This is a genomic window from Pseudomonas sp. ATCC 13867, assembly GCF_000349845.1.
GTDB lineage: Bacteria > Pseudomonadota > Gammaproteobacteria > Pseudomonadales > Pseudomonadaceae > Pseudomonas.
Genome location: NC_020829.1, coordinates 4,773,051 through 4,791,666, shown reverse-complemented (window position 1 = coordinate 4,791,666; position 18,616 = coordinate 4,773,051). Strand labels below are relative to the sequence as shown.

Sequence of the window (18,616 nt, the reverse complement as noted above, 5' to 3'; positions counted from 1 at the left end):
CTCGCGAACCGCCCGGCATCGGAGCTGCCGGTGAGGCCGTTCGCGAGCAAGCTCGCTCCTACAGACTTACGTCATGCCCAGCGCAGGAGGCCATGCCTCAGCGCACCAGATGCAGGAACTGCAGGTGCCGCTCGTACTGGTCGAGCATGTCGTTGATGATCTGTTCCTTGCTGTAGCCCATCAGGTCGTAGTCCTGGCTGCCTTCGGAAAGGTGCACCTCGGCGCGGAAGTAGCGGCGATTCTTCAGATGCAGGCCGCCCATGCCGGCGCGGGCGAAGGACGGGGTGAAGTAGCCGCGCATCGACACCTGGTAGAGGAACGGATGCTGCGCGCCGTGGCCGATCTCCAGGCCGATTTCCAGGTTGCCCAGGTCCAGGTCGGAATCCACCTGCAGGCCCTTCTCGCGGAACACTTCGGAAACTTCGGCGATCGCCGGGCTGACCACGTCGACCATGTAGCGGTACACCTCGTCGCGGGTGGGGAAGTGCACCGCCTGGGAGATGCGCCGCTTCCAGCCGCCGGGCTTGGCCGAGGGCGGCGGTGCCAGAGAATGGGTGCGCGCGCGCTGGCGCTGGGATTCCAGATAGAACGCCTTGTGCAGGCCCCACATCATCAGTAGCAGGATCAGCGAGAACGGCAGCGAGGTCAGCACCACGGCTGACTTCAACGCATCGATGCTGCCGGCGAACAGCAAACCGCCGGTGACCAGTGCGGTGGCCACGCCCCAGAACACCCGCAGCCACTTCGGGCCGTCGTCGTCGGCGCTGCCGCCGTGGGCGGATAGGGTGGAGAGCACCACGGTACCGGAGTCGGCCGAGGTGACGAAGAACACGAAGCTGACCAGCACCGTTACCGCGATCACCACGCGGCTGCCGGGGTAGTTCTGCAGCAGTTGGTAGAGCGCCATCGACGGTTCCTCGATGGCCACGCGGCCCAGTTCGCTGAAACCGTGGTTGAGCACCTGGTCCAGGGCGCTGTTGCCGAAGATCGACATCCACGCCAGGGTGAAACCGAGCGGGATGAACAGCACGCCGAAGACGAACTCGCGGATCGTCCGCCCGCGCGAAATACGTGCGATGAACAGGCCGACGAAGGGCGCCCAGGCGATCCACCAGGCCCAGTAGAACACCGTCCAGCCACCCAGCCAGTCGCTGCCTTCGCCATAGGCGTAGAGGTCGAAGCTCTTGGTCGGCAGGCTGCCGAGGTAGTCGCCGACGTTCTGCACCAGGGTATTGAGCAGGTGTTGCGTGGGGCCGGCGAACAGCACGAAGAGCAGCAGCGCGCAGGCCAGCAGCATGTTGATGTCCGACAGCAGGCGGATGCCCTTGTCGACGCCGGAGATGGCCACCAGGATCGCCGCGCCCATCATCAGCGCGATCAGGGTCATCTGCACCGGATGGCTGTGGGCGACGCCGAACAGGAAATCGAGGCCGGCGTTGAGCTGCAGTACGCCGAAGCCCATGTCCGCGCCCAGGCCGAACACCGTGGCGATGATGCCGAAGCAGTCCACTGCGTAGCCGATGGGGCTATTGATGCGCTTGCCGATCAACGGGTAGAGCGCCGAGCGCAGCGCCAGCGGCAGGTTGTGCCGGTAGGCGAAGTACGCCAGCGCCATCGCCACCAGGGCGAACACGCCCCAGCCGTGCAGGCCCCAGTGCAGGAACAGCAGCTGCATGGCCTGACGCGCCGCTTCCGGGGTTCCGGCTTCGCCCTGCGGCGGCTGGGCCAGGTGGGTCAGCGGCTCGGACACACAGAAGAAGAACAGGGTAATGCTGATGCCGGCGGCGAACAGCATGCCGGCCCAGGACAGGTAGCTGAATTCCGGCTCGTCGTGGTCGGCACCGAGCTTGATCTTTCCGTAGCCGGAAAGCGCGGTGACCACCACGAAGATCAGGTACAGCGTCATCGCCAGCAGGTAGTACCAGCCGACGCTCCCGGCGGCCCAGGTCTGGGCGGCGAGCAGCCATTCACCGGCCGGTTGCGGCAGGCCGATGACGACGAGGGCGAAGATCAGGATCAGCGCCGCCGCACCGTAGAAGACCGGTGGGTTCATGCGCATGGAGGGACAGGGTGTTACGGGCGGGGTGGGGGATTGTGCAGCGGACAAAACGGGCGGGGTTCCTCGTGTTTTTCCTTGAACAAGCATTCAATGAAAACACGGGATGGCCTTGCAAGGCCAATCGGCGGGACCGATGGTCCCGCCGCCGGCCCTGTACGAGGGCCGAGCGGAGCGGGTACTGCTTTACTTGCGGCGGTTCTTTTTCGCCTCACGGATCTCACGGCGTTCCGGGTCGACCTTCGCGGGCGCGGTCAGGAAAGCGGTGGCGGCGAAGAAGTTAGCAAGAGCGGCAAAGCTGGTCACGATAGTCTCCAATGGCGCCGGGGAAAATGGGTCCCGACCGCCTGATAGCCATTTTCCCTGAAGATTGTGACGAAAAGAAGTGAATGGTCTTGATGAGGGGTATTGATCTGGTCGATGGGACTGCTTTTTTCGATATTTGCGGGTAATCGACCTTATTTTGACTCTTTGCTCAGGATTCCCTCCTGCCGACCTGCAACTCGGCAAAGCCTTTCACTGCGACCGTTCGTCGCGAAAGGTGAAACGGTTCAGCGTCATTCGTGGCTTTGCCACGATTACCGGCTGTCAGGCCGGTGAAACAGTTCTCCGCATAGCACAGTTACCGGAATAGAGCGGGTTCCAGTCCGGAAACTTGAACGGATGTGCAATTTTTCGTGAAAAACATGTGAAACGGCTATGGCGATTGACTTGCCGATTCCGTTAGTCTCCCCGGCAGGACAAAAAAACACCAACAGGGAGCATCTCGAGATGGACTTCAAACGCATTGCCATTGCCACTGCGCTCTTCGCTTCGCTGGCCGGTTGCCAGACCATGACCACCAACCAGGCCATCGTTCCGCTGCAAGCCGCTACCGCCCAGATGATCGGCCTGGCTTCCTCCGACGAGCTGGTTGTCAGCGACGTCAAAGCCGGTCAGCCGGACGCTCTGGGTGGCCAGGAACTCTCCTACGTCGCCACCACCACCAAAGGCCGCGTGTTCAACTGCACCTCGCGCATGATGCCGGGCTTGCTGACCGATCCGGCCAAGCTGACCAACCCGTCGTGCACCCCGGTGGTCGCTCACTCGAACACCGCTACCAAGTAACACCCCAGTTGCATGCAGTCGCCCCTGCGCGGCCCTTCGGGTCGCGCTGGCGACTACAGCGCGGCGGCTCAGCCGCGCTCGTGCTCCAGGCGTTGCAATAGCGCACGCAGCTGCGCTTCGACGCCGGGCTGGCGCAGCAGACGCCCCAGCGCCTCTTCGCTTATCTGCGTTTTCCCGCCAGTTCCGGCCACGCCGCCTGATCCTGCTACGCCGCCTGACCCCGCCACGCCGCCTGAAAAGTTCAGGTGCTCCGGGCGTATCTCCTCGTCCGGGCTGACCAGCAGGGCGAAGTGGATGACGTTCTCCAGCTCGCGGATGTTGCCCGGCCACGGGTAGCTTTCCAGCACCCGCTGGGTGTCGCCGGCGATCTGCGGCACCGGTAGTTCCAGGCGCTGCGCGTGCACGCCGAGGAAGTATTCGGCCAGCGGTTGGATGTCCCCGATACGCTCGCGCAGCGGCGGCAGGGTCAGGTTGCCGTCGTGCAGGTACTGCTTGAGGCCTTCGAGGAACTTCCCCGCCTTCACCGCCTGCCCCAGGTCGACGCTGGTGGCGGCGACCAGACGCACGTCCACTGGCACCGGCTCGCGCGCGCCGACGCGCAGCACTTCGCGCTCCTGCAGCACGCGCAGCAGTTTCTGCTGCAGCGACAGCGGCAGGTCGGCGATTTCGTCCAGGTACAGGGTTCCGCCGTTGGCCGAGCCGAACCAGCCGGCGCGGCTGCCCACCGGACCGTTGTGCGCGCCCGGCGCGTAGCCGAACAGTTCGGTCTCGGCATAGTTGCGGCTCAGGGCGCCGCAGCTTACCGCGACGAACAGGCCGGGCCGTTCGCTGGCGCGGTGGATGTGGCGGGCCAGCAGCTCCTTGCCGGTACCGGTTTCGCCGTGGATCAGCACCGGTTGCGGGAGCGGCGCCAGGCGTTCCACTTCGTCGCGCACCTGGTGCGAACGCGGGTCGAAGAACACCAGCGCCTTGGCGCGGATGCTCAGCGGGCTCTTGTCGGCGTCGGGGAAGGTCAGCAGCGGCGCCGGCGTGTGCGGGGCGTTCATGGGGGTTCTCCTTCTACTTCTGCGCCAGGGCGCGTCCAGCGTCCGCGGGACGTCACGAATGGCGCGAGCCCGCATGCGCCCTGTCCGTGCCGCCCCCGGCGGTCCTGGACGGATTCCAAGAAAAACGCCGGTGGAACCTGCCCACCGGCGTCGAAGCGGGGGCGCGATCAGACGCGCGCCAGCCTGGGAGTCGTTGTGCCCGGCGGCTTGCCGGGCGGCGGATCAGAAGGCCGGCACCACGGCGCCGTTGTACTTCTTCTCGATGAAGGCCTTGACTTCCGGACTGGTCAGGGCGGCGGAGAGTTTCTTCAGGGCATCGCTGTCCTTGTTCTCCGGACGCGCCACCAGGTAGTTCACGTAGGGCGAGTTGCGGTCTTCGAGGATCAGCGCGTCCTTCACCGGGTTGAGCTTGGCTTCCAGGGCGTAGTTGGTGTTGATCAGGTCCAGGTCGACCTGGTCCAGCACGCGCGGCAGCAGGGCCGATTCCAGTTCCTTGAACTTCAGGTGTTTGGGGTTCTCGGCGATGTCTTTCGGGGTGGCCAGGGCGTTGCTCGGATCCTTCAGCTTGATCACGCCGGCCTTCTGCAGCAGGAGCAGGGCACGGCCGCTGTTGCTGCCTTCGTTGGGGATGGCGACGGTGGCGCCGTCCGGCAGTTCGGCCAGGGATTTGTACTTCTTCGAGTAGCCGCCGAAGGGCTCGACGTGCACCCCGGTCACGGTGACCAGGTGGGTGCCCTTGCCGGCATTGAAGTTGTCCAGGTACGGCTTGGTCTGGAAGTAGTTGGCGTCCAGGCGCTTTTCGGCGACCTGCACGTTGGGCTGTACGTAGTCGGTGAAGACCTTGATCTCCAGGTCCACGCCTTCCTTGGCCAGGGTCGGCTTGATCAGTTCGAGGATCTCGGCGTGGGGAACCGGGGTGGCGGCGACGATCAGCTTTTCATTGGCGAAGGCCGAGGTGGTGAAGGCAGCGGCGAGGGCGCTCAGAAGCAGCAGCTTTTTCATTGCGATGTCCTTGTGGGGCAGGTGACCGCGGGCATCCGGGCCGACCGGGATGGGGCCTTCGAACGGGCGCTGGAGTCATGTTCCGCCGCTTCAGTGGCGGTGGTCGATGCAGACGTTAGCGATCTTTTTTATTCCAATAAAATACTAATTTTTCATTTTGATATTCGAATTTGTTCATGTGAGCGGCCTATGACGAGCTGTATGAGACATGCTGTCGCGCGACACCCCGCCGCGCGGCAACCCACCACGGCGGCCTCGGGGCGCGTCGGGCGTAACATCGAATCAATTTCTTGAGCGGCGTCAATGCAGATGGTGGTCCATTCTGATTGGGCGGCGAAAAGAAGCCGAACCGACAGCAGATCGGTGGCTCGAAACTGAGCCATTAGAAAAGACAGACTCACGCAAGAACGCCCTGCGCATGCGCAAGGCACGGTGCCCAACCACCTCGGTGGCGGGCGTCAGCCTGAAGAGGAATCGTCATGTTCGGACTAGAGGCGCTCGACCTGGCCCGGATCCAGTTCGCCTTTACCGTATCCTTCCACATCATCTTCCCTGCCATCACCATCGGCCTCGCCAGCTACCTCGCGGTGCTCGAAGGCTTGTGGCTGAAGACCAGCGACGAGGTCTATCGCGACCTCTATCATTTCTGGTCGAAGATATTCGCCGTCAACTTCGGCATGGGCGTGGTCTCCGGCCTCGTCATGGCCTACCAGTTCGGCACCAACTGGAGCGCCTTTTCGGCGTTCGCCGGGAGCATTACCGGCCCGCTGCTGACCTATGAAGTGCTCACCGCCTTCTTCCTCGAAGCCGGCTTCCTCGGCGTCATGCTCTTCGGCTGGCACCGCGTCGGCCCCGGCCTGCACTTATTCGCCACGCTGATGGTGGCCATCGGCACGCTGATCTCCACCTTCTGGATCCTTGCTTCCAACAGCTGGATGCAGACCCCGCAGGGCCACGAGATCGTCAACGGCGTGGTGGTGCCGGTGGACTGGGTGGCGGTGATCTTCAACCCGTCCTTCCCCTACCGCCTGCTGCACATGGCGATCGCTTCCTTCGTCGCCACCGCCTTCTTCGTCGGCGCCTCGGCGGCCTGGCACCTGCTGCGCGGCCGCGACAACCCGGCGATCCGCAAGATGCTCTCGATGGCCATGTGGATGGCGCTGATCGTGGCGCCGATCCAGGCGATGGTGGGCGACGCCCACGGTCTCAATACCCTCAAGCACCAGCCGGCGAAGATCGCCGCGATGGAAGGTCACTGGGACAACAGCAGTGGCGAGGCGACCCCGCTGATCCTGTTCGGTTGGCCGGACATGGAGCGCGAGGAAACCCGCTTCAAGGTGGAGATCCCGGTCCTCGGCAGCCTGATCCTCAATCACAGCCTGACCGAGCCGATCCCGGCGCTGAAGGACTTCCCCAAGGCCGACCGACCCAACTCCACCGTGGTCTTCTGGTCGTTCCGCATCATGGCCGGCCTGGGCATGCTGATGATCCTGGTCGGCCTGTGGAGCGTCTGGCTGCGCCTGCGCAAGCGGCTCTACCAGAACCGCGCCTTCCTCCGGCTGGTGCTGTGGATGGGGCCGTCCGGCCTGATCGCTATCCTCGCCGGCTGGTTCACCACCGAGGTCGGCCGCCAGCCCTGGGTCGTCTATGGGCTGATGCGCACCGCCGATGCGGTGTCCAACCACAGCGTCACGCAGATGAGTCTGACCCTGGTGATGTTCGTGCTGGTGTACTTCTCGCTGTTCGGTGTGGGCATCGGCTACATGATGCGCCTGGTGCGCAAGGGCCCGGTCACCCATGAGGGCCGCGAAGCCAGCCACGGTGGCGCCGGGCAGAAACGTACTCCGGCGCGTCCATTGTCGGCCACCGCAGAGGGCTTCGACGACGATGACAGCGCCAGTCCGGCAGGGAGGAACTGAGTCATGGGAATCGATCTTCCACTGATCTGGGCAATCATCATCATCTTCGGCGTGATGATGTACGTGGTGATGGACGGCTTCGACCTGGGGATAGGCATGCTCTATCCGTTCTTCAAGGACGAAGGCGACCGCGACGTGATGATGAACACCGTGGCGCCAGTCTGGGACGGTAACGAAACCTGGCTGGTGCTGGGCGGCGCGGCGCTGTTCGGCGCCTTCCCGGTGGCCTACTCGGCCGTGCTCTCGGCGCTCTACCTGCCGCTGATCCTGATGCTGGTGGGGCTGATATTCCGCGGCGTGGCCTTCGAGTTCCGCTTCAAGGCCAAGCCGGCCAAGCGGCACATCTGGGACAAGTCGTTCATCGCCGGTTCCCTGGTGGCGACCTTCTTCCAGGGCGTGGCGCTGGGCGCCTTCATCGAAGGCATTCCGGTGGAGAATCGCGCCTTCGCCGGTGGCGCACTGGACTGGCTGGCACCGTTCCCGCTGTTCTGCGGTCTCGGCCTGGTCGTCGCCTATACGCTGCTGGGCTGCACCTGGCTGATCATGAAGACCGAAGGCCGCCTGCAGGAGCGCATGCACGACCTGGCCAGGCCGCTGGCGCTGGTGCTGCTGGCGGTGATCGGCATCGTCAGCCTGTGGACGCCGCTGGCCCACGAGGATATCGCCCAGCGCTGGTTCAGCCTGCCGAACCTGTTCTGGTTCCTGCCGGTGCCCCTGCTGGTGCTGCTGACCTTCTACGGCCTGCTGCGCTCGGTGGCCAACAACGACCATGTGCAGCCCTTCGTGCTCACCCTGGTGCTGATCTTCCTCGGCTACAGCGGCCTGGGGATCAGCCTGTGGCCGAACATCGTGCCGCCGTCGCTGTCTATCTGGGACGCGGCCGCGCCGCCGCAGAGCCAGGGCTTCATGCTGGTGGGCGCGCTGTTCATCATCCCCTTCATCCTTGGCTACACCGCGTGGAGCTACTACGTGTTCCGCGGCAAGGTGAAGCATGGCGATGGCTACCACTGAGGGCTGCGCGATGACCCATGAGGAGCAAGGCAAGGCGCCGCTGCGCAAGCGGCTCGGCTGGCTGGTGCTGATCTGGGCGTTGAGCGTTGCCGCCCTCGGCGTGGCGGCCTGGCTGATGCGCCTGTTCATGAGCGCGGCGGGCCTGGGCACGCCGCACTAGTCCGCACAATCGATCCCATCCGGGCGCTGTTCTTGGCGCCCGTTCCCACATCCCTCGCCGGTGCTTCCAGCGAGGGATTTTTTTGCCTCGGTGGGTGGGGTTGGGTTTTATGTAGGAGCGAGCTTGCTCGCGAACATACTCACCGGCAGAACCGATGTTGGGCGGTTCGCGAGCAAGCTCGCTCCTACGAAAAGCGGGACGGCGAAGCTGTCAGTGCAGCTTGTCCCGCTTGGCCAGGGTGGGGAACAGCTTCATCCAGACCCCGGTAACGATCAGCGTCCCCACGCCGCCGAGCACCACCGCCGGCACGGTGCCGAGCCAGTGGGCGGTGACGCCGGACTCGAACTCGCCCAACTGGTTCGAGGCGCCGATGAACAGACCGTTCACCGCGCTGACCCGTCCGCGCATCTCGTCCGGGGTTTCCAACTGCACGAAGGCGCCGCGGATGACCATGCTGATCATGTCCGCCGCGCCCAGCACCACCAGTACCGCCAGGGAGAACCAGAACGAGGTCGACAGGCCGAAGGCGATGGTGGTGACGCCGAAGATACCGACGGCGAGGAACATGATCCGCCCGACGTTGCGCTCGATGGGGAAGCGCGCCAGCCAGAACGACATCAGCAGCGCGCCCACCGCCGGCGCCGAGCGCAGCAGGCCCAGGCCCCAGGGGCCGGTGAGCAGGATGTCCTTGGCGAACACCGGCAGCAGCGCGGTGGCGCCGCCCAGCAGCACGGCGAACAGGTCCAGGGAAATGGCGCCGAAGATGTCCGGGCGGCTGCGGATGAAACGGATGCCGGCCAGCAGCGACTCCAGCGTGGCCTTGCCCTGGACGGCCGGCGCCTGGCGCGCGGGCAGGGTGAGCACCAGGCCGCAGGCGATGAAGTACAGCATCGCGGTGGGCGTGTAGACCCAGAAGGCGCCGAAGGCGTAGAGCAGGCCGCCCAGGGCCGGTGCGGCGATGGTCGCTGCCTGCATGGCCGAGGCGGAGGCCGCCACTGCGCGGGGGAACAGCGCGGTGGGCACGATGTTCGGCAGCAGTGCCTGGGTGGTCGGCATCTCGAAGGCTCGCGCGGTGCCCAGCAGGAAGGCCATCACGAAGATCATCTCGCGGGTCACGTTGTCGGTGCTGGCGCCGATCACCAGCGCGACGGCGATCAGGCCCTGGCCAATCTGGCAGAGCGAGGCGATGCGCCGGCGGTCGTAGCGGTCGGCTACATGGCCGGTGTGCAGCATGAACAGCACGCGCGGCAGAAACTCCACCAGCCCCACCAGGCCGAGGTCGAGCACGTTGTGGGTCAGCTCGTAGATGTGCCAGCCGATGGCCACGGTGATCATCTGGAAAGCGCTGGCGGTGCAGACGCGGGCGAGCCAGAAGGCGAGGAAGGGGCGGTGACGCAGCAGGGACGTGGCTTCGGCGGTCATGGAAAGTGCTTTTGTTAGGAGGCTAAGCAAGGGCTGCGCAGCGTAACACGGTGTAGCACTTATCCGGTTGTATTGCGCAGGAGGCGCGGAGTTGAGGCCCGCGCGCGGGAGCTGATGAGTGGTCATCAGATTGGGCGACAGCGCGACAAGTTGCCTGCTTGACTTTGCCTGGAGGGGCGCGAATGGGGTAAAGTTGACGAATGAGTCAGGTTTTTCTGTGGTTTCCCACTCCGACGTCGACTCCGAAACGTCAATGATTCCGCACCCTCCGAGCTCTCTCCAGCATTAGAAAACGACATGGGCGGGCCTTCACCGTCCAGAGGATGAACCATGTCCAACCGTGATATTTCCCGGCGTGCCTTCCTGCAGGGCGGGCTGATCGCTGGCGTCGGCGTAACGCTCGCGCCGCTCGGCAGCCGGGCTTTCGCTGCCCTGATGGAAAACAGCGTCACCGTCTCGCCGCAGCAGTGGATGGGCCACGACGGCAAGGCGCGTTTCCGCAACGACGCGCTGTCCAAGGTCTGCGGCAACAAGGTGTTCGCCCGCGACATCCGCTCCAGGGACATGCCCGGCTGGCCGCAGCAGCAGGGCCACGCCATGCTGCTCAAGACCATCAAGGCCGACCGCATTTTCGAGGGCATCGACCTCGCCTGGCTGGGCGCCGACCTGCAGCCGGACCGCATCGTCACCGCCGCCGACCTGGACAAGGACGGCATCGCCTTCCCCGAGGCCCACGCGCCGGATCCGCTGCTGCCGCCGGGCAAGGTACCGATGTTCATCGGCCACCCGGTGGCGATCCTGATCTGGAACGACTTCGAGCGTTTCCGCAAAGCCAAGCTGAAGATGAAGTTCAACGACAAGGCGATCCGTTACGGCGCGAAGGCTCCGCTGTACCAGGGCGATCCCTACGGCAGCTTCCGCTACGTGCGCGTCGGCGGCGCGACCTCGGCCGATCCGGACGAGTTCTCCAGCCTCAAGGACTCGATCCTCTTCCCGATGATCCGCGAGCGCAAACCGGTGTGGAACCAGCAGCCCAATCAGCACGGCGACCTCACCGAGCAGGGTCTGTTCTACGCGCAGAAGATCAAGGAGCAGATCGACAACCCGCCCCAGGACTGGCTGATCTTCGACGAGCGCTACAAGACCCCGTCCATCGAGCCGGCGGCGATGGAGCCGGACAACGGCAACGGCTGGTACGACCCGGCGAGCAAGACCCTGCACTTCGTGGTCGCCACCCAGTGCCCGTTCGAGGCGGCGTACGAGACGGTGCTGATGATCAAGCCGTCGCGCTTCGGCCTGGCCCAGTTGAACATGCACCCCGGCTACACCGTGGGGTACGGTTCCAAGGACCACAACATCTTCGTCTACTACGCGGCCCTGGCGGCGCTGTACGGCAACGGTGTGCCGGTGCGCCTGGCCAACGACCGCTACGAGCAGTTCCAGAGCGGCATCAAGCGCCACCCGTTCGACATCCACTACCAACTGGCGGTGGACAAGAAGGATCTGACCTTCAAGGTGTTCCGCTCCGAGATGAGCGTGGACGGTGGCGGTCGCATCAACTACAGCCCGTCCGTGGCGGCGGTGGGCGCCACTGCCGCGCAGTCGATCTACTACATGCCGCAGAACGACCTGCAGGTGACTGCCTACCATTCCCGCGCCGTCGAGGCCGGTTCCATGCGTGGCTACGGCACCCTGCAGAGCATGGCCGCCACCGAGATGATGGTGGACGAGATCGCCGGCCGCCTGGGCGTCGACGCCATCGAGCTGCGCCGTGTCAACGCGCTCAAATCCGGCATGAAGAACACCCAGGGCGCGATTCCTGCCGGCGCCCTGCGCCTGCACGAGATCCTCGACAAGGCTGCCGCCCACGAGTGGTGGAAGACTCGCGACGCGCGCAAGAAAGAGATGGACGCCAAGGACCCGGATCACTGGTACGGCGTTGGCTTCGCCATCTGCCAGAAGGACTTCGGCACCGGCTCCGAAGCGCCCATGGCGAGCATCGAGTTCGATGCCCAGGGCAAGGTGCACATGCGCCATATCGGCATCGAGATCGGCACCGGCATGTCCACCTCCCAGGCGCTGGTGGTGGCCGACTTCCTCGGCAAACCGGCGGACGAGATGAAGACCGCCGAGACCGAGTGGCCGGAACTTCAGCTGCTCAGCGGCGAAGATCCCTACACCATGAGCCAGCCCACCCAGGACGAGAAGCTGCGCAACCCGCGCTGGGTCGGCAAGTACGCTTCGGCGTCGTCGGCGACCAACTCGGCCTACTACTTCAGCCACGCCACCCGTGAAGCGGCGCGCGTGCTGTTCAACCACGGCCTGTGGCCGGCGGCCCTGGAAATCTGGCGTCGCGGCCCGTTCAACGGCGCGGCCAACCCGCTGGTGGTGCGCCGCGAAGACGCCCACTGGGTCGACGGCAAGCTCACCGCCAACGGCCTGCAGCCGCTGTCGTTCGCCGAACTGGCCCAGGTCGCCCACGACAAGGGCCTGGTCACCGGCGCCACCGTCCACGGCTTCAACCGCTGGAGCTGGGCGGAGTGCGACTACGTCATCGATGGCGTACGCGACCGCCTGCCGCTGGACGCCCTGGCCGTGAAATACGGCGACGGCGCGCCAAGCGTGAAGAAGGCGCAGATGAACAGCGCCGGCTTCCACCTGCTGGATCGCCAGAACGTGGCCTATCCGCCGGTGCAACTGAACAACGCCGCAGTGACCTACTACAGCCCGGTGGCGACCATCGTCGAGCTGAAGGTGAACAAGGGCAACGGCGAAGTCAGCGTGCTCAACCACCACAGCTGGATCGAGTGCGGCCGCGTGCTGGTGCCCGAGCTGGTGAAAGGCCAGATCGAAGGCGGCACCGCGATGGGCATCGGCCATGCGCTGCTGGAAGACATGCCGCTGTACGAGGGTGGCCCGGGCGAGGGCGACTGGAACTTCAACCGCTACCGTCTCCCGAAGGCGAAAGACGTGGCCGTCTGGCAGCAGAGCTCGGAAATCCTTCCGCCGCTGTCGCCCAGCGACCCGTCCAAGGGCATCGCCGAGGTGGTGATGATCCCGGTGGTCGGCGCCATCGGCAACGCCGTGGCCCACGCCATCGGCAAGCGCGTCCGCGACCTGCCCATCACCCCCGCTCGCATCAAGGAGGCCCTCAATGGCTAACCGTCCGCTCAACCTGACCATCAATGGTCAAACCGTCGGTCCGGTCGAGGTTCCCGAGGACCTGCCGATGATCGACTACCTGCACGAATACCAGAACCTCACCGGTTCGCGCCTGGGCTGCGGCCAGGGCATCTGCCACGCCTGCGTGGTGATCGTCGACAACCCCGACGGCACCAGCGAGGAAGTGCGTACCTGCATCACCGGCGCGCACTACTTCGAAGGCAAGAAGGTGCGCACCATCGAGGGCCACGCCAAGCGCGAGGACGACGGTTCGGTGAAGGAACTGAACCCGATCCAGCAGAAGTTCGTCGACCGTTTCGCCTTCCAGTGCAGCTACTGTGCACCGGGCTTCGTCAACGCCGCCACCGTGCTGGTGGAGAAGGCCCAGCGCCAGCCGCTGAAGAAGAGCGAACTGGAATCGACCATCGAGGCGAGCCTCGGCCATCACATCTGTCGCTGCACCGGGTACGTGCGTTACTACGACGCCACCCGCGAAGTGCTGACCGATCTCGGCCTGGTCAAGGAGGGCTAAGCATGCAGCGCATTCTTTCCGGCCTCACGCTGGCTGTCGGCCTCGGCCTTGCGGTCACTGCCCAGGCGGCCGACCAGGAACTGATCAAGCGCGGCGAGTACGTCTCCCGCGCCGCCGACTGCATGGCCTGCCACACCGCCGAGGGCGGCGCGCCGTTCGCCGGCGGCCTGCCGATCCACTCGCCGTTCGGCACCATCTACGGCAGCAACATCACCCCGGACAAGGACTTCGGCATCGGCAACTACAGCGCTGACGACTTCTTCGCTGCCCTCACCGAGGGCAAGCGCAAGGACGGCGCCAACCTCTACCCGGCCATGCCCTACACCTCGTACCACCTCATCAAGCGCGAGGACAGCGATGCCCTTTACGCCTACCTGATGAGCCAGACGCCGGTGCACCGCGCCGCTCCGGAAACCAGCCTGAGCTTCCCGTTCAACGTGCGGATGGGGCTGTCGGGCTGGAACATGCTCTACGGCAAGAGCGTCCAGCTCGAAAGCACCGAGGGTAAGAGCGACGCCTACCAGCGCGGCCAGTACCTGGTGGAAGTGCTCGGCCATTGCGGCGAGTGCCACACCCCGCGCAACAGCATCGGCGCGCTGCAGCAGGACAAGCGCCTCACCGGCGGCCTGCTCAACGGCTACAGCGCCCCGAGCCTGCTGGCCCAGGACCTGGCCGAGCGCGGCTGGACCAGTGCCGACCTCACCGGCTTCCTCAAGCACGGCATGAGCCCCCAGGGCAGCATGTTCAACGAGATGTTCCCGGTGATGCACCTGAGCACCCAGCACCTGGGCGACGAGGACCTGGCTGCCATGTCCACCTACCTGCTGGGCGATCAGCCGCCGCAGGCCAAGGTGGTCCAGGCAGTTGCCCAGGACCAGCTCAGCGACAGCGCCAAGCGTGGCCGCCAGCAGTACCTCAACGTCTGCGCCGGTTGTCACGGCAACGACGGCGAGGGCAAGCCGCACATCGCCGTGGCCATGCAGGGCAATACCACCTTGCGCCTGGCCGATTCGCGCAACCTGGCCAAGGTCATTGTCGAGGGCATCCGCGAGCAGCAGTTCACCGGCTTCGAGCGTATGCAACCGATGCCGGGCTTTGCCGACAAGCTCAGCGACGAGCAGCTCACCGACCTGATCAACTACCTGCGTCAGGCCTGGGGTGGCTTGCCGGGCGACATGGGCGTACAACAGGTCGCTCAACTCAAGGCGGAGTGAGTCGTGCAGCATCTCGATCTGCAAGTAGTCCGACAGGCGCTCCAGTGGTCCAACGCCGGGCAGCGCGTGTGGCTGTGCAGCGTGCTCTTCACCTACGGCTCGGCGCCCCGCGCGCCGGGCTCGCTGCTGGCGGTCAACGCCAGCGGCCAGTGGGTGGGTTCGCTCTCCGGGGGCTGCGTCGAGGATGATTTCCTCGAACGCGTCGCCGAGGGCGAGTTCAGCGAACCGGTGGTCGTCGTGCGCTACGGCGACGGCACCGACACCCGCACGAACATCCGCTTGCCCTGCGGCGGCATCCTCGACGTGCTGGTGGAAAACCTCGTGCCCGATTGCGACGTGCAGGCCCACCTGCGCGAGCTGGAATCGGCGCTGCTCGGCCAGCGCCGCCTGCTGCGCGAAGTGAACCTGCAGGACGGCAGCCGCCGCCTGAGCGACGACCACGAGCACGGCCCGCGGGTCGAGCGTGACGAAGCCCGCGTGCGTCTGCGCGTCGGCGCTGCGCAGCGCTTGCTGCTGGCCGGGTACTCCAGCGTCGCGCACTTCTGCGCGGAGTTCGGCAAGGGGCTGGGCTTCGAAGTCATCCTCTGTGATCCCCGCGAAGAAGCGCTGGACGGCGTGGTGCTGGACGGCATCGAAATCCGCCGCGAACTGCCGTCGATCTTCATCGCAAACGGCGGCTGCCACGCGGACACCGCCGTGGTCGCCCTGACCCACGACCCGAAGATCGACGACCTGGCGATGCTCGAGGCCGTGCGCACCGAGGCCTTCTACATCGGCGTGATGGGTTCGCGCACCACTTCCGAAAAGCGCCGCGAGCGCCTGGTACGGGTGGGAGGCCTGAGCGAGACCGAACTGGCGCGCATTCACGCGCCCATCGGCCTCAACCTGGGCAGCAAGACCCCGGCGGAAATCGCCCTGGCCGTGCTCGCCGACATCCTGCGCACCCGCAGCGGCATCGCCCGCGAGGCGCTGTGACGGTCGTGGCGCTGGTCCTGGCTGCCGGCCAGGGCTCGCGCTTCGGCGCGGACAAGCGCCGCGCGACCTTGCCCGACGGGCGCAACCTGCTGGCGCATAGCGTTGAACGCGCGCTGGCGGTGTTCGCTGAAGTACGGGTGGTGCTGCGTGACGGCGAGCGGGCGGAGGATTTCGGCCTGCCCGCCGGCTGCCGGGTTATCCACAGCCCGCAAGCGGCGTTCGGCATGGGGCACAGCCTGGCAGCCGGCGCGGCTTCTCTGGTGGACTCCAAGGCTCAGGCCGTGGCCATCCTGCTCGGCGACATGCCGTGGATCGCTCCTCAGACTCTGCGTGCGTTGAGCGAGGCGGCCAGCGCCTCGACCATTCTCTTCCCGCTTCACGATGGCCAGCGTGGGCATCCCGTGCTGTTCGGGCGCGATTTCTGGCCCGAACTCTCTCGCCTCTCTGGCGATGAAGGCGCGCGCGCCGTGGTGCAGGCGCACCGCGATCGCTGCCTGACCTTGAACGTCGCTGATGCCGGCGTGCTGCGCGACGTGGATACGCCGGATGCTCTGAGCGGCTGAACGGGTTCGCGAGCAAGCTCGCTCCTACAAGGTGGAGCGAATCGCATCCGCAGGCCGAATCGGTAACGCTTTTCGTAGGAGCGAGCTTGCTCGCGAACCAGGGCTTAGTGCTGCGCCAGCCACTGGCCGATGCGCGGCCAGACTTCCGCGCTGGCATTGCGCGACAGCAGCAGGCGGTTGTGGCTGTAATCCTCCCGCGCACCGGTCGCCAGCCCGAACAGCTCCAGCTTCGCCTGCGCACCGCCAAAGGCATTCACCAGCGCCTCGCACCCCGCCACCGGCGCGATGAAGGTATCGCCGCTGCCCGCCACGCCCAGCACCGGCAGCTCGACGCCGCCCAGCCCGGCCAAGTAGTCGAAGCCCTCCAGCGAATCGAAACGCCGACGGAAATTCCACTGGCACCACTGGCGCATCAGCCGTGCACTCTCTGCCTCGGGGCCGACGCTCTTCGCCCGGCTGGGCGCGATGCGCCGCCAGCGCAGCATCCAGTCGAACGCCTGGATCGCCAGCCAGTGCCGTGGGCTGGCGCCGGCCGCCGTGGCCTGGGAACCGATCAACACCAGCGAGCGCAACCTCCGCTGCGCCAGTTCGGGATTACGCGCCGCCCACATCGAGACGATCAGCCCGCCGCCTGAGTGGCCGACCCAGTGCAGCGCCGTCTGTCCGGTACGCTGGCTCACCGCATCGAGTATCGCCGGCACGTCCTGCTCGGCCACGTCATCGAAGCTGTGCAGGAAGTCATTGCGTCCGCTGTCGCCATGCCCGCGCCAGTCGAACACCCAGCAGGCGAAGCCCTGGCTGCCCAGGTAATTGGCCAGCCCCAGGCAACTGCGGTGGTTGGAGAAGGTGCCGTGGGTCAGCACCACCGGCACGCCGTCCTCCGGGCCAACGCGGCGCAGGGCGAGATCGACGCCGTCGGCGGTGCGGATCAGTTCGGGTGGGAGGAGAACGGCTTCTTGGGCGGTCATGGCGCGCATCCGGGTGGGGGCGATCCATGCTGCTCCGGCGCGCTGGCCGGAGCAATCCCGAGCGCTTATTTGGTCGCTTTCAGCACCACGAATTTCGGATTTGCCGCCACTTGCTCGACGCCGCGGAACAGGCGCTTGAGCTTGGCGTGGTAGCCCAGGTGGCGGTTGCCGACGATCCACAGCTCGCCGCCGGTGACGAGCGCGGCGCGGGCCTGCTGGAACATGCGCCAGGCGAGGAAGTCGCCGACCACCTGCTGCTGGTGGAAGGGCGGGTTGCACAGCACCAGGTCCAGGGAGTCTGCGGCCTGGCTGGCGAGGCCGTCGTCGGGGTGGATATCCACAGGGCGCTCGCCCAGGGCGGCCTGCCAGTTCTCCCGTGCGGACCGCACCGCCATGTAGGACTCATCCACCAGGGTCAGTTCGGCCTGCGGGTTCAGCAGGGCGAAGGCGATGCCGAGCACGCCGTTGCCGCAGCCCAGGTCCGCCGCGCGCACGGCGTGGTGTACCTGCGGCAGGTGCGGGAGGAAGGCGCGGGTGCCGATGTCCAGGCCCTCGCGGCAGAACACGTTGGCGTGGTTGACCAGCGTCAGCGCGGGTTTGTCCAGGCGATAGCGGCTGGGGTAGGGCGAGGTTGGCGACGGCCGCTGTTCGGCGGTGGCGATCAGCAGGCGGGCTTTCTTCACCGCCAGCGAGGCCTGCATCGGGCCGATGTATTTTTCCAGCAGGTCGCCGGCGGCGCGCGGCAGGTGTTTGATCATGCCGGCGGCGACCACTTTCGCGCCCGGCGCGAGCTGGTCGTGCAGGCGGATCAACTGTTCTTCCAGCAGCGCGAGGGTCTTGGGCACGCGCACCAGGACGTAGTCGAACGGGCCTTGCGGCGTTTCGCTGGAGGGCACGAAGGTCGGCGCGGCGTCGCTCAGCCCGTTGCGTTCCAGGTTGCGTTGCAGGGCGATGAAGCCCAGGTGCGAGTCGCCGCTGCTGGTCAGGCGCACATGGGGCGCCAGGCTGGCGGCGAGGGCGCCGAAGCTGTCGTTGAGCACCAGCACACGGCTGTCGGCGGTTACGCCTTGCTCATGCAGATGACCGAGCAGGTACTCGTCGGCCGCATCGAAGGCCTGCAGCGGGTCTTCGCGCTGTTCGGGGTGGCGGACCAGGTCGAGCTGGGCGAAGGGGCTGGCGAGGACGGGCATGGGACTCTCGAACGAAGGTGTCTGGCTGAAGTCGCGGAACAGGGTGGATGGCAATAACGGAGGGCTCACTGCAATCGCATTGTCATGAAACTGAGACGTGGTTGGCTGTCGGCGACTTGTGTGGACCGGCTGGATACCGAAAAATTATCGCCTATCCGCCCCGCCTTCGTCTGCGTTGCGGATTACCAATAATAACCGGGCGCTGCGTGCGACCCGGTAGGGCCGGATCCCGGGACCGCTGTCCCGCCGACCTGCGGCCACTCCCCTGACAAGTCTTCACGGAACCTCG

At 65.9% G+C, this 18,616-nt stretch carries 15 protein-coding genes; 9 read left to right on the top strand and 6 right to left on the bottom strand.

Features of this window, described 5'->3' with window-relative positions; all coding sequences use genetic code 11:
- Positions 1-97: 97 nt before the first annotated feature.
- Positions 98-2,053 (bottom strand): choline BCCT transporter BetT, encoded by a 1,956-nt coding sequence (gene betT / locus H681_RS21475; RefSeq protein ID WP_086009626.1) that lies wholly within the window; start codon positions 2,051-2,053, stop codon positions 98-100.
- Positions 2,054-2,827: 774 nt separating this feature from the next.
- On the opposite strand from betT, the gene H681_RS21470 reads away from it, so the two are divergent.
- On the top strand, positions 2,828-3,163 hold the full coding sequence (locus H681_RS21470; RefSeq protein WP_015478994.1) for a hypothetical protein: 336 nt from the start codon (positions 2,828-2,830) through the stop codon (positions 3,161-3,163).
- Positions 3,164-3,231: 68 nt separating this feature from the next.
- Here the strand turns inward: H681_RS21470 and H681_RS21465 are convergent, their stop codons facing one another.
- Both H681_RS21465 and H681_RS21460 read right to left on the bottom strand, forming a co-directional pair.
- Complete coding sequence (locus H681_RS21465; RefSeq protein ID WP_015478993.1) at positions 3,232-4,209, bottom strand: sigma 54-interacting transcriptional regulator; 978 nt, start codon at positions 4,207-4,209, stop codon at positions 3,232-3,234.
- 222 nt (positions 4,210-4,431) lie between these two features.
- Positions 4,432-5,211, bottom strand: coding sequence for a MetQ/NlpA family ABC transporter substrate-binding protein (locus tag H681_RS21460; RefSeq protein WP_015478992.1), 780 nt, complete (start codon positions 5,209-5,211; stop codon positions 4,432-4,434).
- A gap of 479 nt (positions 5,212-5,690) precedes the next feature.
- Here H681_RS21460 and H681_RS21455 point away from each other — a divergent pair, with 479 nt between their 5' ends.
- The 3 genes from H681_RS21455 to H681_RS21445 are packed head-to-tail and all read left to right on the top strand — an operon-like array spanning position 5,691 to position 8,301.
- Entirely contained in the window at positions 5,691-7,130 is a 1,440-nt protein-coding gene (locus tag H681_RS21455) for a cytochrome ubiquinol oxidase subunit I (RefSeq protein ID WP_015478991.1), read from the top strand.
- 3 nt (positions 7,131-7,133) lie between these two features.
- The gene (cydB, locus tag H681_RS21450) at positions 7,134-8,141 is read left to right on the top strand and encodes a cytochrome d ubiquinol oxidase subunit II (RefSeq protein ID WP_015478990.1); all 1,008 of its coding nucleotides are present in this window, start codon (positions 7,134-7,136) and stop codon (positions 8,139-8,141) included.
- A gap of 10 nt (positions 8,142-8,151) precedes the next feature.
- Positions 8,152-8,301 carry a DUF2474 domain-containing protein gene (locus H681_RS21445; protein WP_015478989.1) on the top strand — a complete coding sequence of 50 codons (150 nt, stop codon included), beginning with the start codon at positions 8,152-8,154 and terminating at the stop codon, positions 8,299-8,301.
- A 210-nt stretch (positions 8,302-8,511) separates the two neighbouring features.
- Here H681_RS21445 and H681_RS21440 read toward each other — a convergent pair whose 3' ends face one another.
- The gene (locus H681_RS21440) at positions 8,512-9,723 is read right to left on the bottom strand and encodes an MFS transporter (protein WP_015478988.1); all 1,212 of its coding nucleotides are present in this window, start codon (positions 9,721-9,723) and stop codon (positions 8,512-8,514) included.
- Between the two features lie 330 nt (positions 9,724-10,053).
- Between H681_RS21440 and H681_RS21435 the strand changes: the two genes are divergently transcribed.
- From H681_RS21435 to H681_RS21415, 5 genes are read left to right on the top strand one after another with little or no spacing between them, the layout of a single operon-like run.
- Positions 10,054-12,885: a xanthine dehydrogenase family protein molybdopterin-binding subunit gene (locus H681_RS21435; protein WP_015478987.1), complete on the top strand. Its 2,832-nt coding sequence runs from the start codon at positions 10,054-10,056 to the stop codon at positions 12,883-12,885.
- Positions 12,878-13,417 (top strand): (2Fe-2S)-binding protein, encoded by a 540-nt coding sequence (locus H681_RS21430; protein ID WP_015478986.1) that lies wholly within the window; start codon positions 12,878-12,880, stop codon positions 13,415-13,417. The genes H681_RS21435 and H681_RS21430 overlap by 8 nt, the downstream gene beginning before the upstream one ends.
- A 2-nt stretch (positions 13,418-13,419) precedes the next feature.
- Positions 13,420-14,631, top strand: a complete 1,212-nt coding sequence (locus H681_RS21425) for a cytochrome c (protein WP_015478985.1) — start codon at positions 13,420-13,422, stop codon at positions 14,629-14,631.
- Positions 14,632-14,634: 3 nt separating this feature from the next.
- Positions 14,635-15,606: an XdhC family protein gene (locus H681_RS21420; protein WP_015478984.1), complete on the top strand. Its 972-nt coding sequence runs from the start codon at positions 14,635-14,637 to the stop codon at positions 15,604-15,606.
- Positions 15,603-16,169, top strand: coding sequence for a nucleotidyltransferase family protein (locus H681_RS21415; RefSeq protein ID WP_015478983.1), 567 nt, complete (start codon positions 15,603-15,605; stop codon positions 16,167-16,169). The genes H681_RS21420 and H681_RS21415 overlap by 4 nt, the downstream gene beginning before the upstream one ends.
- Positions 16,170-16,273: 104 nt before the next feature.
- Here the strand turns inward: H681_RS21415 and H681_RS21410 are convergent, their stop codons facing one another.
- Both H681_RS21410 and H681_RS21405 read right to left on the bottom strand, forming a co-directional pair.
- The gene (locus H681_RS21410; protein WP_236620497.1) at positions 16,274-17,137 is read right to left on the bottom strand and encodes an alpha/beta fold hydrolase; all 864 of its coding nucleotides are present in this window, start codon (positions 17,135-17,137) and stop codon (positions 16,274-16,276) included.
- Between the two features lie 65 nt (positions 17,138-17,202).
- A complete protein-coding gene (locus H681_RS21405; RefSeq protein WP_015478981.1) occupies positions 17,203-18,327 on the bottom strand; it encodes a methyltransferase in 1,125 nt (374 codons plus the stop codon).
- Positions 18,328-18,616 lie beyond the last annotated feature (289 nt).

What these genes read in the sequence shown, in the direction of transcription:
- H681_RS21435 (WP_015478987.1), top strand. Translation starts at nt 10,054, where the DNA reads ATGTCCAACCGTGATATTTCCCGGCGTGCCTTCCTGCAGGGCGGGCTG.
- H681_RS21410 (WP_236620497.1), bottom strand. Translation starts at nt 17,137, where the DNA reads ATGACCGCCCAAGAAGCCGTTCTCCTCCCACCCGAACTGATCCGCACC.
- H681_RS21470 (WP_015478994.1), top strand. Translation starts at nt 2,828, where the DNA reads ATGGACTTCAAACGCATTGCCATTGCCACTGCGCTCTTCGCTTCGCTG.
- H681_RS21460 (WP_015478992.1), bottom strand. Translation starts at nt 5,211, where the DNA reads ATGAAAAAGCTGCTGCTTCTGAGCGCCCTCGCCGCTGCCTTCACCACC.
- cydB (WP_015478990.1), top strand. Translation starts at nt 7,134, where the DNA reads ATGGGAATCGATCTTCCACTGATCTGGGCAATCATCATCATCTTCGGC.
- betT (WP_086009626.1), bottom strand. Translation starts at nt 2,053, where the DNA reads ATGAACCCACCGGTCTTCTACGGTGCGGCGGCGCTGATCCTGATCTTC.
- H681_RS21405 (WP_015478981.1), bottom strand. Translation starts at nt 18,327, where the DNA reads ATGCCCGTCCTCGCCAGCCCCTTCGCCCAGCTCGACCTGGTCCGCCAC.
- H681_RS21440 (WP_015478988.1), bottom strand. Translation starts at nt 9,723, where the DNA reads ATGACCGCCGAAGCCACGTCCCTGCTGCGTCACCGCCCCTTCCTCGCC.
- H681_RS21465 (WP_015478993.1), bottom strand. Translation starts at nt 4,209, where the DNA reads ATGAACGCCCCGCACACGCCGGCGCCGCTGCTGACCTTCCCCGACGCC.
- H681_RS21445 (WP_015478989.1), top strand. Translation starts at nt 8,152, where the DNA reads ATGACCCATGAGGAGCAAGGCAAGGCGCCGCTGCGCAAGCGGCTCGGC.
- H681_RS21455 (WP_015478991.1), top strand. Translation starts at nt 5,691, where the DNA reads ATGTTCGGACTAGAGGCGCTCGACCTGGCCCGGATCCAGTTCGCCTTT.
- H681_RS21425 (WP_015478985.1), top strand. Translation starts at nt 13,420, where the DNA reads ATGCAGCGCATTCTTTCCGGCCTCACGCTGGCTGTCGGCCTCGGCCTT.
- H681_RS21430 (WP_015478986.1), top strand. Translation starts at nt 12,878, where the DNA reads ATGGCTAACCGTCCGCTCAACCTGACCATCAATGGTCAAACCGTCGGT.